This window comes from Paenibacillus sonchi, from assembly GCF_016772475.1.
GTDB lineage: Bacteria > Bacillota > Bacilli > Paenibacillales > Paenibacillaceae > Paenibacillus_AQ > Paenibacillus_AQ sonchi.
Genome location: NZ_CP068595.1, coordinates 2,027,553 through 2,041,743 on the forward strand (window position 1 = coordinate 2,027,553; position 14,191 = coordinate 2,041,743).

Genomic DNA, 14,191 nt, shown 5'->3' on the forward strand with positions numbered 1-14,191 from the left:
GATGACCGTTGCAATCGTCGATTACGGCATGGGCAATCTGCATAGTGTCAGCAAGGCGGTGGAACGACTCGGGTATAAAAGTCTTGTGACGGGGAAGGCCGGGAAGATTCTGGCTGCCGATAGCGTCATTCTGCCGGGAGTTGGTGCGTTTGGCGATGCGATGGAGCATCTGCGGGAGAGCGGGCTGGATGCTGTGGTCCAAGAAGCCGCGGCCTCAGGACAGCCTTTGCTGGGGATATGCCTCGGCATGCAGCTGCTGTTCAGCAGCAGCGAAGAATACGGCACTCATGAAGGCTTAAATCTTCTGCCTGGCTCGGTGGTGCGTTTTGCTCCCCGTGAGGGCTACAAAGTGCCGCATATGGGCTGGAACAGGCTGGACTTTCTGCAGCCGCAGAGTCCGCTGTTCACGGGGCTTGAAGCAGGGCATGTATATTTTGTCCATTCCTTCCATGCCATTATGGCACAGCAGAGCGATCTGCTTGCTGTCACAGATTACGGGCATCCGGTTACAGCTATTGTAGGCCGGGAGAATGTGTACGGCATGCAGTTTCATCCGGAGAAAAGCGGAGAGCTGGGGATGAAGCTGCTGGGCAATTTCTTGAAACTGAAGGGTCCGCGGGCGTAAGCCCGCTATAACTATATTGTAACGAAAGTGGGAGCGCCACATGTCTTCTTTTATCGTATATCCGGCAATTGATATCCGGGACGGGAAATGCGTCAGACTACAGCAAGGTGACTACAATCAGGAAACCATATACAATGACAGCCCGGTGAGCGTGGCCAAATCGTGGGAAGAGCAGGGCGGGAAATTTATTCATCTCGTCGATTTGGACGGGGCCAAAGCCGGACATCCGGTGAATGATGCCATCATCGGGACGATTGCCAAAAACGCAGGCGTCCCTGTGCAGGTTGGCGGAGGGCTCCGTACGCTTGCGGATGTGGAGAAGCTGCTGGGCCTCGGCGTCAGCCGGGTCATTATCGGTACTGCGGCTATTAACGATCATGCGTTCACAGAGGCTGTGCTTGCCAAATACGGTGACAAGGTTGCGATCGGCATTGATGCCCGGGGTGGTTATGTAGCCACTCATGGCTGGCTGAACACCTCCGAGGTGCGGGCGGAGGATTTGGCCAAGGAGCTGGCCGCCAAAGGGGCCGAAACTTTCATCTACACCGACATCTCACGCGACGGTATGATGCAGGGACCCAACATTGAGGGTATCCTGTCCATGGCTGCCACCAGCGGCAAAACCGTTATCGCTTCGGGCGGTGTAACGAGTCTCGACGACCTGCTGCGTCTGAGCGTACATAGCGGCAGCGGTATCGGCGGCGCAATTGTCGGCAAAGCGTTGTACACCGGCAATATTGATCTGGCCGAAGCGCTTCAGGCGCTGGACAGCAAGTAGGCAGAGGTTATAGGGCTGCAGAGCGCCGCGATGTTCACCTACCCGCTACCCGCATGAATTTTCCGGATATATTCAGGAGCTACTTGTGTTCTCTTACCTTCTGGATATCGTGGGAAGCTTAACTGTATTTCGTACATTTAATTTCAGTTGAAAGGGTCTGAAAGGAACTTTAATTGCATTTCGTACAGCTATAAATAGGTGGATAGACCATGTGCGGGAGATTGCCGAAATTTAGTTGTACGAAATACATTTAAACTAATGGACTGCCTAAAAGCCGAGTAAATAATTGTACGTTATGCAGTTAGGCCCTCAAGGTCATGTTGGTTAGCTATAGTCGCTTATGAAATGATTGCACTTTCTGCAATAGAAAGCTAACTGTTATGCGTTTGATCGCCTCCTGCTGTATTTCGTGCAATTGATTTCGGAGAATCTGGTCTAAATTGCCGTTTTGGCTCGATTCTGCTGTACAGAGTGCAGTAGTTTGGATTTTTTGGTTGATTTATGTGTCATTTGTTGTACAAAGTGCAATCGTGTTGAGGTTGACGCTCAAGCCGGAGTTAAAGTTAGTTTAATGCTCACACAGATGCAGTTAGGCGTACCCTTACTTTTATCATTTCGCAGGCGGTGCGAGCCGCCGACCCGCTAGGGGCCAAAACGTGGAACACGAAGGTTTGTTTTTCGGTTTGAACGAGTGTTTTTGAGCTGGTACTTGTTTTTTTGATTATGAACAGAGCAGTCACCCTAGTGGGAAAAGGGGTCACAATCGGGCTTATTCGGCTTATGGAGTAACCTATGTTGGAAAAAGTATCACTAATCGAGATCATATGGCTTATGGAGAAGGCTATGTTGGAAAAAGTACCACTAATTCGGCTAAAAGCGGCTGTATAGGATAAATATGCATGAATTAGGTGTACAAAATCCAACTAAAACCTGCTGTAGCCGGAATTTCAGCAAATTAGTTTTACTTTTTCCACTTAGCTTTAGTTCCTGATGAACTGTATTGCGTTCCCCAAACTTTCAAAATCTCCAGTTCAACCCATTTTAAAGGTGTTTTGCCCTTAAAGGTGTAATGCCTTTGCAGTTGTAATGCCTTTGCAGTTGTAATGCCTTTGCAGTTGTAATGCCTTTGCAGTTGTAATGCCTTTGCAGTTGTAATGCCTTTGCAGTTGTAATGCCTTTAGCAGTTGTTTTACCCTTGCAGGTGCTCTGCCGTTGAAGCGGCCCCGCAGGGGTTAGCGCTCTATAGCTCACAGTCGCCCGGGAACGCACAACCCCCGCCCACGCCAGCCGTCCGGGTGTCCAGAGGGCCGGGGCCCTTGGGGTCCCCCTTGGCTAAGGGGGATTTAGGGGGATCGAAATCTCTTAGGGGGATCGAAAACTCTTCAGGGGGATCGAAAACTCTTAGGGGGATCGAAAACTCTTAGGGGGATCGAATCTCTCAGAGAATCGAAATCTCTTTGGCGATCGAATCTCTCAAGGGATCGACAGGGTTGGATCAAAAAAGGTTTTCACTCGAAAACTATGGAAAGGGGTTATTTCATGTTAGCCAAACGCATCATTCCCTGTCTGGATGTGAAGGACGGGCGGGTAGTCAAAGGCGTGAATTTTGTGAATCTGCGCGATGCCGGGGATCCGGTGGAGCTGGCGGCACTGTATGACCGGGAGGGCGCAGATGAGCTTGTGTTTCTCGATATTTCCGCTTCTGTCGAAGGCCGGGCCACGATGGTGGAAGTTGTGCGGCAGACCGCCGGTGAAATCGCCATTCCGTTCACGGTAGGCGGAGGGATCTCCACGCCGGAGGATATGAAGCGCATCCTGCGTGCCGGTGCGGACAAAATCGGCATCAATACCGCAGCGGTCAACAATCCGCAGCTCATTCTTGAAGGAGCGCGCCGTTTCGGTGCCCAGTGCATTGTAGTGGCGATGGATGCCAAATATAATGAGGCATGGGGCGAATGGGAAGTATACACGCACGGCGGACGCAAGCCTACCGGAATCCGTGCGCTGGCCTGGGCCAAGGAGGCCGAGAAGCTGGGAGCGGGCGAAATTCTGCTGACCAGCATGGATGCGGACGGCACCAAGGACGGCTTCGATCTGAAGCTGACCGCAGCGGTCAGCGACCTGCTCACCATTCCTGTAATTGCCTCCGGGGGAGCGGGAAAGATGGAGCATTTTTATGATGTATTTACCGAAGGCAAAGCCGATGCGGGACTGGCGGCGACGATTTTTCACTATAAAGAGATTGCCATTCCTGATTTGAAAGCAGATCTGAAGCAAAAAGGGGTAGAGATCCGATGAGCGAAGCCGAACAAAACAAAGCCTTAAGCCGGCAAGAGGTGCTGGAGGGCATACGCTGGAATGAGTCCGGACTGCTGCCTGCCGTAGTGCAGGATGCGGACAGCCTGGAAGTCTTAATGTTTGCCTATATGAACAAAGAATCGCTGCAGCTCTCGCTGGAGAGCGGACAGACCTGGTTCTGGAGCCGTTCGCGCGGCGAGCTGTGGCATAAGGGAGGGACCTCGGGCAATACCCAGGCCATTACTTCGATTCATTATGACTGCGACAGCGATACGCTGCTGGTGAAGGTGGTACCGGAAGGACCGGCATGTCATACAGGAGAAACCTCCTGTTTCTTCCGCGAGCTTCCGCTGAGCAATCCTGAAGCGGCGAAAAGGGCTAAGGGAAGCCAGGGAGCAGTTTCTGCCCGGCCAGGGCTGAACGACAGTGCACGGTTTGCGGTGCTGGGGGAACTGGAACAGGTGATTGCCGAGCGGGAGGCAGAGCGGCCCGAAGGGGCATATACCACATACCTGTTCGACAAGGGCGTTGACAAGATTCTCAAAAAAGTAGGCGAAGAAGCTTCCGAAACGATCATCGCTGCCAAAAATAAAGATAATGCCGAGCTGCGCCTCGAAGTCAGCGACCTGATCTATCATCTGCTGGTGCTGCTCCAGGAGCGCAAGCTTCCGCTGGATGAGATTATGGATGAGCTGAGCCTCCGCCATGAACGGCCCCGCCGCGATTAGAAAGGAGCCTTCAGCATGCGTATTGATTATCATACCCACCATGAACGATGCGGTCATGCGGTAGGGACATTAGAAGAATATGTTCAGCGGGGGATTGAACTGGGACTGGAGCAGCTCGGACTGTCGGACCACCTGCCGCTTATCCATGTGGACCCCGAGAGCTACTATCCTGAGATGGCTATGCCGCTGTCTGAGCTTCCCCGTTACGTTGAAGAATGTTTGAATCTGAAAGAGCGCTATCGCGGGAGAATTGAGCTGCGAGTCGGGCTGGAAGCCGATTATATCGAAGGGTATGAGGAGCAAATCCGCGAGCTTTTGTCACCGTATCCGTGGGACTATCTGATCGGGTCGGTGCATTTTCTCGGAGAATGGGATATCACGGACTTTCGCCAGACTGGAGGCTGGGAAGGCCGGGATGTGATGGAGGTCTACCGCCGGTATTATGATGCGGTGCAGAAGTCGGCGTTATCGGGATTATATGATATTATAGGACATATGGATGTTATCAAACGGTTTGGCTACGGTCCACAGACCCAGGAGGGCAAGGCCGAAGTGCGGGCGCTGGAGCTGGAAACGCTGAAGGCAATAGCCGGCAGCGGCATAGCGATGGAACTCAACGCTTCAGGGCTTACCAAGCCCTGCGCGGAGATGTTCCCCGCGGAGCATGTGCTCCAGCAGGCGCTGGAGCTGGGCATCCCGCTCACCCTTGGCTCTGACGCCCATGATCCCTTGAAGCTGGGAGACGGCTTGCAGGAAGCGCGCAGCCTGCTGTGGCGCACAGGCTTCCGCAGGCTGGCCGTGTTTGAGGGGCGTGTCCGCACATTGGTCCCGTTTGAACTATAAATTTTGATCCCCAGGAGGGTACTATGCATCATCATCAATTGCGTATTTTTTCCGGTTCGTCGAATCCGAAGCTGGCCGCAGATATTGCGGAGCGTCTGGGTGCCCCGTTGGGCCAGATTAAGCTGACCCGCTTCAAGAGCGGCGAGATTTATGTGCATTATGAAGAGAGCATCCGGAACTGTGACGTATTTTTGGTGCAATCCCTCGCTCATCCCATAAATGAGCTGTTCGTAGAGCTGCTGGTCATGATCGATGCCGCCAAACGCGCATCGGCGAGAACGGTTAATATTATCGTGCCTTATTACGGCTATGCCCGGCAGGAGCGGAAATCTGCGCCGCGCGAGCCGATTTCAGCCAAGATGGTGGCAGATGTGCTTACGACCGCAGGAGCCACCCGTGTGATTACGATTGATCTGCATGCGGCGGCGATTCAAGGCTTTTTCAACATTCCGGTGGATCACTTGACGGCACTTGATCTGATTAGCGGATATCTGAAGGTGAAGGGCTTGTCCGACCTGGTGGTTGTGTCACCGGATGCGGGCCGTGCCTCCATGGCCGAGAAGCTGGCCAGCCGTCTGGATTCGCCGTTTGCCATTATGATCAAGAAACGCCCGGCTCACAACGAATCGGTGATTACGCATGTGATTGGCGATGTAGAAGGACGGACGCCAATCATTATCGAGGATCTGATTGATACGGGAACGACGATTGTGAATGTGGTGGAAGGCCTGAAGGAGCGGGGAGCCAGGAACAGCATCGTTTGTGCCACCCATGGTCTTTTTTCCGGAGACGCCTTGAGCCGTATGGTTCACCCTAATATAGATGAAATTGTCGTTACCGACTCTATTGCGCTGCCGGATGATCATTCCAGCCGTTTCACTGTGCTCTCCGTAGCGCCTATGCTGGCTGAAGCCACACGCATTATTATCGAAGGCGGTTCCATTGACAAGCTGTTCAGAGACGCGGGAATTTAGGTTCCTGCGTCTTCTTTATGGAAAGACAAGAAGCGGGCGGGTGAATCAATCTTGCCGGGTGGGTTGGGATGGTTTTTCAAGCTTTTACCTCCTGGAGACTTCCTTCTGAGCTTGAGAATCCCCCAGTCAACTGTGGTATACTGTTTGGAGACAGTCGGGACCATAAATGGTAACGACGGCACTTAAATGGGAGCCAAGGCAGAGATTTACCGCCGCTCTCCTATTTTTCGTGAGGATAAGGAAGCTTACAAAGGGAGGTGCCTTGCTTCCATGATTGAGAGAACTTCAGAGAATGACGTGGAGAATGGCAACGTGATTCCCGTTACTCTGGATGCCAATTTTTTCTTTGAAAGAGCCGTACGGTCATTGGACCGCTTTCAATATGATAAGGCATTGAAGAATTTTCGCAAAGCTGTTGAATATGAACCGGAAAACCCGGTGAATCATTGCAATATGGCGGGTATATTATCCGAGATGGGGAAATATGAGGCGTCCAACGACATCCTGACCCATGTTCTGGAGGAAGTTGACCCCTCTATGACGGAATGCTACTTCTATATGGCTAATAACTATGCAAATATGGAAAGCTTTGAAGAGGCCGAGCGCAGTCTGATCACCTATCTTCAGGAGGATGCGAACGGAGAGTTCATAGCCGAGTCCGAAGAACTGATGGAGCTGCTGCAATATGAGCTGAATCGTCCGGCCCCGCTGGTCCGGATCCGCAGCCGGGAAGGTGTAGTGGAGCACGACAGAGCACGCAGCCTGCTCGAAGAAGGGAAGTTTCCGCAAGCAGTCACGCTGCTTGAAGAAATTGTACAGAACATCCCCGATTTTCTCGCGGCGCATAACAATCTGGCTCTTGCCTATTTCTACATGGGCCGCTTTGCCAAAGCCAAGGAATGCCTTGGCGAAGTGCTTGCGCAGGACCCGGGCAACCTGCATGCATTGTGCAACATGGCTATTTTCCTGCAGTATGCGGGCGACCGGGAGCAGCTGGCGGGGCTGGTGCGCATGCTGGAAGCCACAGTGCCTTTTCATCAGGAGCATGTATTCAAAATGGCTACAACGATGGGGATTCTGGGCAAGCACAGAACGGCCTACGGGCACTTCCGCCGCCTGTTAAAGGATGAAGAGGTCGGTGGCGATGCCAGCTTGTACCATTACTGTGCGGCGGCGGCAAGCAACAGCGGGCTTGAGCGTGAGGCGGTACGCTGCTGGCAGCTGGCCGCGAAGCTGGACCCGGAATCAGCAGTACCAAGGTTTTTCCTGTCCCAGCTTCAGCTGGCACAGGCCGAGGGCCGGCCGCTGCCTCCGGTAAGCTATAATTATCAGCTGCCATTTCAGGAGCAGCTCAAGCAGTGGAAGAACAACATGGACAGCTTCTCGGAAGAGATGCGGAATAATCCGCTGCTGCGCGCTTCGTTCTTCTGGGCGCTGCGTTACGGCGATGCAAGTACGAAGCTTCAGGTGACAGAGGCGCTCCGCTGGATCGGGGATGATGAACTGTCCGAGGTGCTTAAGGGAGTCGGGGAGCAGGAGCCGCTTCAGGAGAGTGCGCTTCTCGGCCTGCAGCGGCTGATCGGCGGCAGGCCGGAGGAGAGCGCGATCCAGAATGCCGTTCAGGAATCGGCTGTGCCAGGGTATAAGGGGCTGCCGGAATGGAAAGAGGACTGGCAGCGGGTTATTGACCAGACGGCTGCCGTGATGGACCGGCGTTATGATGCCCTTCTGAAGAAGGATGCCGAGCTCCTCTGGAAGCAGTTCATCAGCCGTCTCTACCCGGATGTTCCCTTGTTTAGGCATACTGCAGGCTGGTGTGCAGCTCTGGAATATTTAACCGCCAAGCTGCATGGCTATCCGCTTACCTATCGTGAGGCTGCCCAGTGCTACAGCGTTTCGGTTTCGATGGTAAGCCGGTACGCGCGGCGTATTCATCAAGTCTGCGGGTTCCCGCAGGACGGGGCGGCAGGTGACATTTTGCCGCCTTTTACAGAAAATATCTGACCCTAAGGAGGATATACTCATGTACAAAACCATTGTAATCGGAACAGGCCCGGCAGGACTGACTGCCGCGATTTACCTGGCACGTGCCAATCTCAGCCCCCTTGTTATTGAAGGCCTGCAGCCCGGAGGACAATTGACTACAACGACAGAGGTAGAGAACTTCCCTGGTTTTCCTGACGGCATCCTGGGTCCGGATCTGATGGATAACATGCGCAAGCAGGCAGAGCGCTTTGGGGCTCAATTTAAGAATGGCTGGGTGGAGGCTGTGGACTTCTCGCAGCGCCCGTTTAAGATAACCGTGGATGGTTTGGGTGTGCTGGAAGCAGAGACCGTAATTATTTCGACCGGGGCTTCGGCGAGATACCTGGGCATCCCGGGAGAGCAGGATAATGTCGGACGCGGAGTCAGCACCTGCGCTACTTGCGACGGGTTCTTCTTCCGCGGCAAAAAGATTGTAGTGGTCGGCGGCGGCGACTCCGCCATGGAGGAAGCGAGCTTCCTGACGCGGTTCGCTTCCAGCGTGACCCTGGTCCACCGCCGTTCGGAGCTGCGCGCTTCGAAGATCATGCAGGACCGCGCACGGGAGAACAGCAAGGTGGCGTGGGCACTGAACCGTACGCCGCTTGAAGTCGCCATCGGGGATACCGGGGTGAAGGGACTGAAGGTCCGCAACAATGAGACGGGGGCTGAAGAGCTTGTGGAAGCGGACGGCGTATTTGTCGCTATCGGCCATACACCGAACACGGCCTTCCTGGGTGGCCAGATCACTACCGATGCTAACGGCTATATCGTTGTGAATCCGGGTACAACAGAAACTAACATTCCGGGCGTGTTTGCTTGCGGCGATGTGCAGGATACCCGTTACCGCCAGGCGATCTCGGCTGCCGGGACCGGCTGCATGGCTGCCATGGATGCCGAGAAATATCTGGAAGGCTCGATGGTGCATGACTGGAGCGAAACGCTGGATAAGTAACGGAGGCGCTCAGTCAGCAAAATTTTTAGTTGACACAAAATACCAATCCATGTAAATTGTATTTACTTAGATAAGATACCCACTAGGGGAGCCTGAATAGGCTGAGACGGGATAACTGATTCCCGGACCCTTGAACCTGATCTGGATCATACCAGCGTAGGAAAGTGGAGTCGGACCTTTTTTAGCGCAGCCTTCTTTGGCTGTTCCTGAATAAAGCCGCTCCAGGTGGAGCGGCTTTTTGAATTATAAGAATTTATAGACTTGGCGCTATAAGTTATCCTTATTAATTCTCGCTGAAACGGTACCCTCCTTATGCAAGGACGGTGCAGCCGTTTCTGCTTGCTGCGTGATTATCTTATCTGCATATTGCTCATAGGGCATAGAGGAGGAGATAAGAATGTCAGATTCAGTAAAGAAGGAAGAGGTTAATCTTTCAGGATTCCCCGCGAGCCGGAAGGTGTATGTAGAGGGCTCACGCCCGGACATTCAGGTTCCGATGCGTGAAATCTGTCTTAGCCGGACTGAGGGCGTGGCGGGAGATTCGGACAATGCGCCGCTGCGTGTCTATGATACCAGCGGGATTTATACGGACGACGGACAAGAGACCGATATCCGCAGGGGCCTTCCGCCGCACCGGTTATGCTGGATTGCGGAACGCGGAGATTCGGAAGAATACGCCGGGAGAGCCGTGCAGCCCAGGGATAACGGAAGGACTGTGGACGGGTTGCCGGAAGAAGGCTTTGCCGGCTTGAAGCGGCGCCCGTTAAGAGCGCGTGAGGGCCGCAATGTCACCCAGCTGCACTATGCGCGGCAGGGGATCATTACACCGGAGATGGAGTATATCGCCATCCGTGAGAACACCCGGCCTGAATTTGTAAGGGACGAGGTCGCGGCAGGCCGGGCCATTATTCCTTCCAATCTCAACCATCCCGAGAGTGAGCCGATGATCATCGGGCGTAATTTCCTGGTCAAGATCAATGCGAACATTGGAAATTCTGCCGTATCTTCATCCATCGATGAAGAAGTGGAGAAGATGAGGTGGGCAACACGCTGGGGAGCCGATACGATTATGGACCTCTCCACCGGTGCAAAAATCCATGCCACCCGCGAATGGATTATCCGCAACTCGCCGGTTCCAATCGGTACAGTGCCCATCTATCAGGCGCTGGAGAAGGTAAAAGGAATCGCTGAGGATTTGACCTGGGAGCTGTACCGCGACACGCTCATTGAACAGGCGGAGCAAGGCGTGGATTACTTCACCATTCATGCCGGGGTGCTGAAGCGCTATATTCCCCTTACGGCCGGCAGAATGACAGGAATTGTCTCACGGGGGGGTTCCATTATGGCGGCCTGGTGCCTTGCCCATGACCAGGAGAACTTTTTATATACGCATTTTGAGGAGATTTGCGAGATTATGAAAACCTATGATGTCGCCTTTTCCCTGGGAGACGGACTCCGCCCGGGCTCCATCGCCGATGCCAATGATGAGGCCCAGTTTGCTGAACTGGAGACGCTGGGGGAGCTGACGGCGCTGGCCTGGAAGCATGACGTTCAGGTGATGGTGGAAGGTCCAGGCCATGTGCCGATGCACAAGATCAAGGAGAATATGGATAAGCAGCTGGAGCTTTGCCGGGAAGCGCCTTTTTACACACTCGGCCCGCTGACCACGGATATTGCCCCCGGCTATGACCATATTACATCGGCAATCGGTGCGGCGATGATCGGCTGGTTCGGGACAGCAATGCTCTGCTACGTTACCCCGAAGGAGCATCTGGGCCTGCCGAACAAGAACGATGTGCGTGAAGGTGTCATTACTTACAAAATCGCTGCACATGCCGCTGACTTGGCCAAGGGGCATCCGGGCGCGCAGGATCGGGACAACGCACTCTCCAAGGCGCGGTTCGAGTTCCGGTGGCGTGACCAGTTCCACTTGTCGCTGGACCCGGAACGCGCGCTGGAGTACCATGATGAGACGCTTCCGGCGGAAGGCGCCAAAACAGCGCATTTCTGCTCGATGTGCGGCCCCAAATTCTGCAGCATGCGGATCTCGCACGATATCCGCAATTCGTCCAGGCTGAGCAGAATGCTATAACCTGCAGCAACCTTTCCGAGAGGCTGTTTCCGACGCTATAACATGCGGAGGGGCAGCTTTTTTCTATATACATGTCATTCCGTATCCACGTGGCAATTCAATCATTTGGCAGCTTAATTAAGTTTGTGAATTTGTGATTGCAATCACAATCCGGCTCTATGCCCTATGCTAAGCTGATGTTGAGAAAGGTTATCAATTAGCCCGAGGTTAAGCTGCAGGAGGAGAGCGCAATGAGCAAAAGCCTTAACATGGATGAGTCCATATTTGAGCTGGTCAGCCGTTATCCGGAGGTCGTAGATATTATGGTGGAGCTGGGGTTCCGCGATATCACCAAGCCAGGCATGCTGCAGACGGCAGGCCGGTTCATGACCCTGTCCAAAGGAATCACAATGAAGAAAATGAATCGCGAAATCGTCCGGCAAGCTTTTGAACGCCATGGCTTCGAGATTATTGAATAGAGGAGAGAGTACTATGAGCGAACTGATCAACAACCGGGAAGTGGATGTTCCCGAGCAGACACGCCGCCAAGCCATGCTTAGGGAAATTATCAAGGAGCTGCATGCCGGAAAAAGTGTGGAGGAAGTCAAGGCGCGTTTTGCAGAAGCGGTAGGCGATGTTACGGTAGCGGAAATTTCGGCTATGGAGCATTCACTGATGACGGAAGAGGGGATTCCTGTAGAGGAGGTGCAGCGCCTGTGCTCTGTGCACACGGCCATTTTCAAAGGGTCGATCCAGGAGATTCACCGGTCCAATAAACCGGAGGAACAGCCGGGGCATCCCGTACACACCTTCAAGCTGGAGAACCGCGAGATTGAACGTCTTGTGAACTTCCGCCTCCAGCTGCATACCGATAAATTCCTAAGAAGCGGCACGGAGGAGATAAGGTTCAAGCTGCTGGAGGATCTGAGCCTGCTGCTCGATCTCGACAAGCACTACAGCCGCAAAGAGAATCTGCTGTTTCCCTATCTTGAGAAATACGGCATCTATGGTCCCACCAAGGTGATGTGGGGAGTGGATGACGGTATCCGCAGCATGATTAAGCAGGCCAAAGCCGCGCTCAGTTCTTACAACGGGGAAGCCGAGGAGCTTGGTGCTCTGCTGGCGAACATTATTCAGGAAGTAAATGAAATGATCTTTAAGGAAGAAAACATCCTGCTGCCGATGGCGCTCGATAAGCTGACTGAGGATGAATGGGTCAAAATCGCCCGCGAAAGCGATGAAATCGGCTTCTGCCTGGCTGCGCCCGAGCAGGAATGGATTCCTGAACGTGCCCCGGAACCGGAAGGCGCGGCAGCGCCAGCGCAGGAGGGGGAGTGGCTCCTCAGGGCTTTATCCGCTTCGAAACGGGCCTGTTGTCGCTGCATCAGCTGGAAACAGTGCTGAACCATTTGCCGGTCGACCTGACGTTTATTGACGAAAATGACGTAGTCCGCTACTTCTCGCATGGCAAAGAGCGTATTTTTGCCCGCACCAAGGCGGTCATTGGACGCACCGTGCAGAACTGCCATCCGCCGCAAAGCGTGCACGTGGTAGAAAAGCTATTGGCCGATTTCAAGGCAGGCCGCAAGGATGCTGAGGATTTCTGGATTGCCATCAAAGATAAATTTATTTACATCCGTTATTTCGCTGTCCGTGATGAAGCGGGACAATACATGGGCACGCTTGAATTCACCCAGAATATCGCGCCGATCCGCGCACTGGAGGGGCAAAAACGGATTTTGTCGGAATAGCGCATAGTTCAAACGTCTGGAGAAACGGAAGCCGCCTCTTTTGGAGGACGGCCAAGCCGTTTCTTTTTGCATAAAAAAATACCAGCCGCCTTATATGCCCGGGTGTGCCGCCTTTCCTTGACCGCAGGGGTACCTTCTATTATAGTGGGTACGTAGGATTAACTATTTTAGCATAGAAAAAGGTGGCTTGTTACATGTCTGAAAGTATCTACGTTGGCGTTGACTTAGGTGGAACCACGATTAAGGTTGGAATCTGCAATGCCGAAGGGAACCTGCTGCATACCTATGAGGGGCCTACGGGGACTGCGGATGGCGTCGATGCCGTCATCGATAATATCGAAAAGTATGTGCGTCAGATTGTGGAGGACTCCCCGTACTCTTGGGATCAGCTTGCCGGTGTAGGAGCGGGCCTGGCCGGGTTTACGAATATTCGTGAAGGAATTATCATCCTTGCGCCTAACATAGGTTTTAGAGATGTGCCGATCCGATCCATTCTGGAAGGTCGTTTGAACAAGCCAGTCAAAATAGACAATGACGCCAATGTGGCTGCGCTGGGCGAGGCCTGGAGCGGCGCGGGACGCGGTGTGGAGAACTGTGTGTGCTACACGCTGGGCACCGGTGTCGGCGGCGGAATTATTATTAACGGCAAGGTGTATCAAGGGTTTGCAGGACTTGCCGGCGAGCTTGGGCATATTTCTGTTGTGCCTGACCTGGAAGCTATTCAATGCGGCTGTGGCAATATGGGCTGCCTGGAAACGGTTTCCTCTGCTACGGGTATTATCCGCATGGCTAATGATGCTGTAAGCCGCGGCGACCGCACCTCGCTGTCCATGGTAGAGAAGATCGCAGCCAAAGAGGTATTTGATGCGGCTAAGGCCGGAGACGAAGTGGCTCTGCGGATTGTGAACCGTGCTGCCTTCTATCTGGGCAAATCCATGGCTGCTGTTGCAGCGGTGCTGAATCCCGAAGTGTTTATCATCGGCGGCGGTGTTTCCAAAGCCGGAGACATTCTCTTTGACGAGGTCCGCCGCGTGTTCGCCAAGCTGGCTCCGGCCCCGCTGCAGACCGGTGTGACAATCGTGCCTGCCGAGCTGGGAAATGATGCGGGTATTATCGGTGCCGCAGGTCTTTTGCTGCGTTCTTAAG

At 53.6% G+C, this 14,191-nt stretch carries 11 protein-coding genes, 1 pseudogene and 1 riboswitch; all 12 genes and pseudogenes read left to right on the top strand.

Features of this window, described 5'->3' with window-relative positions; all coding sequences use genetic code 11:
- Position 1 precedes the first annotated feature (1 nt).
- On the top strand, positions 2 to 625 hold the full coding sequence (gene hisH, locus JI735_RS09440; RefSeq protein ID WP_039833563.1) for an imidazole glycerol phosphate synthase subunit HisH: 624 nt from the start codon (positions 2 to 4) through the stop codon (positions 623 to 625).
- Between the two features lie 40 nt (positions 626 to 665).
- On the top strand, positions 666 to 1,403 hold the full coding sequence (hisA, locus tag JI735_RS09445) for a 1-(5-phosphoribosyl)-5-[(5-phosphoribosylamino)methylideneamino]imidazole-4-carboxamide isomerase (RefSeq protein WP_039833564.1): 738 nt from the start codon (positions 666 to 668) through the stop codon (positions 1,401 to 1,403).
- Between the two features lie 1,539 nt (positions 1,404 to 2,942).
- Positions 2,943 to 3,701, top strand: a complete 759-nt coding sequence (gene hisF, locus JI735_RS09450) for an imidazole glycerol phosphate synthase subunit HisF (RefSeq protein WP_039833565.1) — start codon at positions 2,943 to 2,945, stop codon at positions 3,699 to 3,701.
- A complete protein-coding gene (hisIE, locus tag JI735_RS09455; protein ID WP_039833566.1) occupies positions 3,698 to 4,429 on the top strand; it encodes a bifunctional phosphoribosyl-AMP cyclohydrolase/phosphoribosyl-ATP diphosphatase HisIE in 732 nt (243 codons plus the stop codon). Before hisF ends, hisIE begins: the two co-directional genes overlap by 4 nt.
- A 15-nt stretch (positions 4,430 to 4,444) precedes the next feature.
- Entirely contained in the window at positions 4,445 to 5,272 is an 828-nt protein-coding gene (gene hisJ, locus JI735_RS09460) for a histidinol-phosphatase HisJ (RefSeq protein WP_039833567.1), read from the top strand.
- Positions 5,273 to 5,295: 23 nt separating this feature from the next.
- The gene (locus JI735_RS09465; RefSeq protein WP_039833568.1) at positions 5,296 to 6,246 is read left to right on the top strand and encodes a ribose-phosphate diphosphokinase; all 951 of its coding nucleotides are present in this window, start codon (positions 5,296 to 5,298) and stop codon (positions 6,244 to 6,246) included.
- Between the two features lie 270 nt (positions 6,247 to 6,516).
- Positions 6,517 to 8,250, top strand: a complete 1,734-nt coding sequence (locus JI735_RS09470; protein ID WP_051051559.1) for a tetratricopeptide repeat protein — start codon at positions 6,517 to 6,519, stop codon at positions 8,248 to 8,250.
- 19 nt (positions 8,251 to 8,269) lie between these two features.
- Positions 8,270 to 9,223, top strand: a complete 954-nt coding sequence (trxB, locus tag JI735_RS09475; RefSeq protein ID WP_039833569.1) for a thioredoxin-disulfide reductase — start codon at positions 8,270 to 8,272, stop codon at positions 9,221 to 9,223.
- A gap of 74 nt (positions 9,224 to 9,297) precedes the next feature.
- Positions 9,298 to 9,403, top strand: a riboswitch (TPP riboswitch).
- A gap of 217 nt (positions 9,404 to 9,620) precedes the next feature.
- On the top strand, positions 9,621 to 11,315 hold the full coding sequence (thiC, locus tag JI735_RS09480; protein ID WP_039833571.1) for a phosphomethylpyrimidine synthase ThiC: 1,695 nt from the start codon (positions 9,621 to 9,623) through the stop codon (positions 11,313 to 11,315).
- 230 nt (positions 11,316 to 11,545) lie between these two features.
- Positions 11,546 to 11,773, top strand: coding sequence for a DUF1858 domain-containing protein (locus JI735_RS09485; RefSeq protein ID WP_039833572.1), 228 nt, complete (start codon positions 11,546 to 11,548; stop codon positions 11,771 to 11,773).
- A 13-nt stretch (positions 11,774 to 11,786) separates the two neighbouring features.
- Positions 11,787 to 13,045: pseudogene (locus tag JI735_RS09490) on the top strand (DUF438 domain-containing protein).
- A 194-nt stretch (positions 13,046 to 13,239) separates the two neighbouring features.
- Entirely contained in the window at positions 13,240 to 14,190 is a 951-nt protein-coding gene (locus JI735_RS09495) for an ROK family glucokinase (protein ID WP_025704356.1), read from the top strand.
- Position 14,191 lies beyond the last annotated feature (1 nt).

Bases quoted from the DNA above. Each gene is read 5' to 3' on its own strand.
- hisJ (WP_039833567.1), top strand. From the start codon at position 4,445: ATGCGTATTGATTATCATACCCACCATGAACGATGCGGTCATGCGGTA.
- hisA (WP_039833564.1), top strand. From the start codon at position 666: ATGTCTTCTTTTATCGTATATCCGGCAATTGATATCCGGGACGGGAAA.
- JI735_RS09495 (WP_025704356.1), top strand. From the start codon at position 13,240: ATGTCTGAAAGTATCTACGTTGGCGTTGACTTAGGTGGAACCACGATT.
- hisF (WP_039833565.1), top strand. From the start codon at position 2,943: ATGTTAGCCAAACGCATCATTCCCTGTCTGGATGTGAAGGACGGGCGG.
- JI735_RS09485 (WP_039833572.1), top strand. From the start codon at position 11,546: ATGAGCAAAAGCCTTAACATGGATGAGTCCATATTTGAGCTGGTCAGC.
- hisH (WP_039833563.1), top strand. From the start codon at position 2: ATGACCGTTGCAATCGTCGATTACGGCATGGGCAATCTGCATAGTGTC.
- JI735_RS09470 (WP_051051559.1), top strand. From the start codon at position 6,517: ATGATTGAGAGAACTTCAGAGAATGACGTGGAGAATGGCAACGTGATT.
- hisIE (WP_039833566.1), top strand. From the start codon at position 3,698: ATGAGCGAAGCCGAACAAAACAAAGCCTTAAGCCGGCAAGAGGTGCTG.
- thiC (WP_039833571.1), top strand. From the start codon at position 9,621: ATGTCAGATTCAGTAAAGAAGGAAGAGGTTAATCTTTCAGGATTCCCC.
- JI735_RS09465 (WP_039833568.1), top strand. From the start codon at position 5,296: ATGCATCATCATCAATTGCGTATTTTTTCCGGTTCGTCGAATCCGAAG.
- trxB (WP_039833569.1), top strand. From the start codon at position 8,270: ATGTACAAAACCATTGTAATCGGAACAGGCCCGGCAGGACTGACTGCC.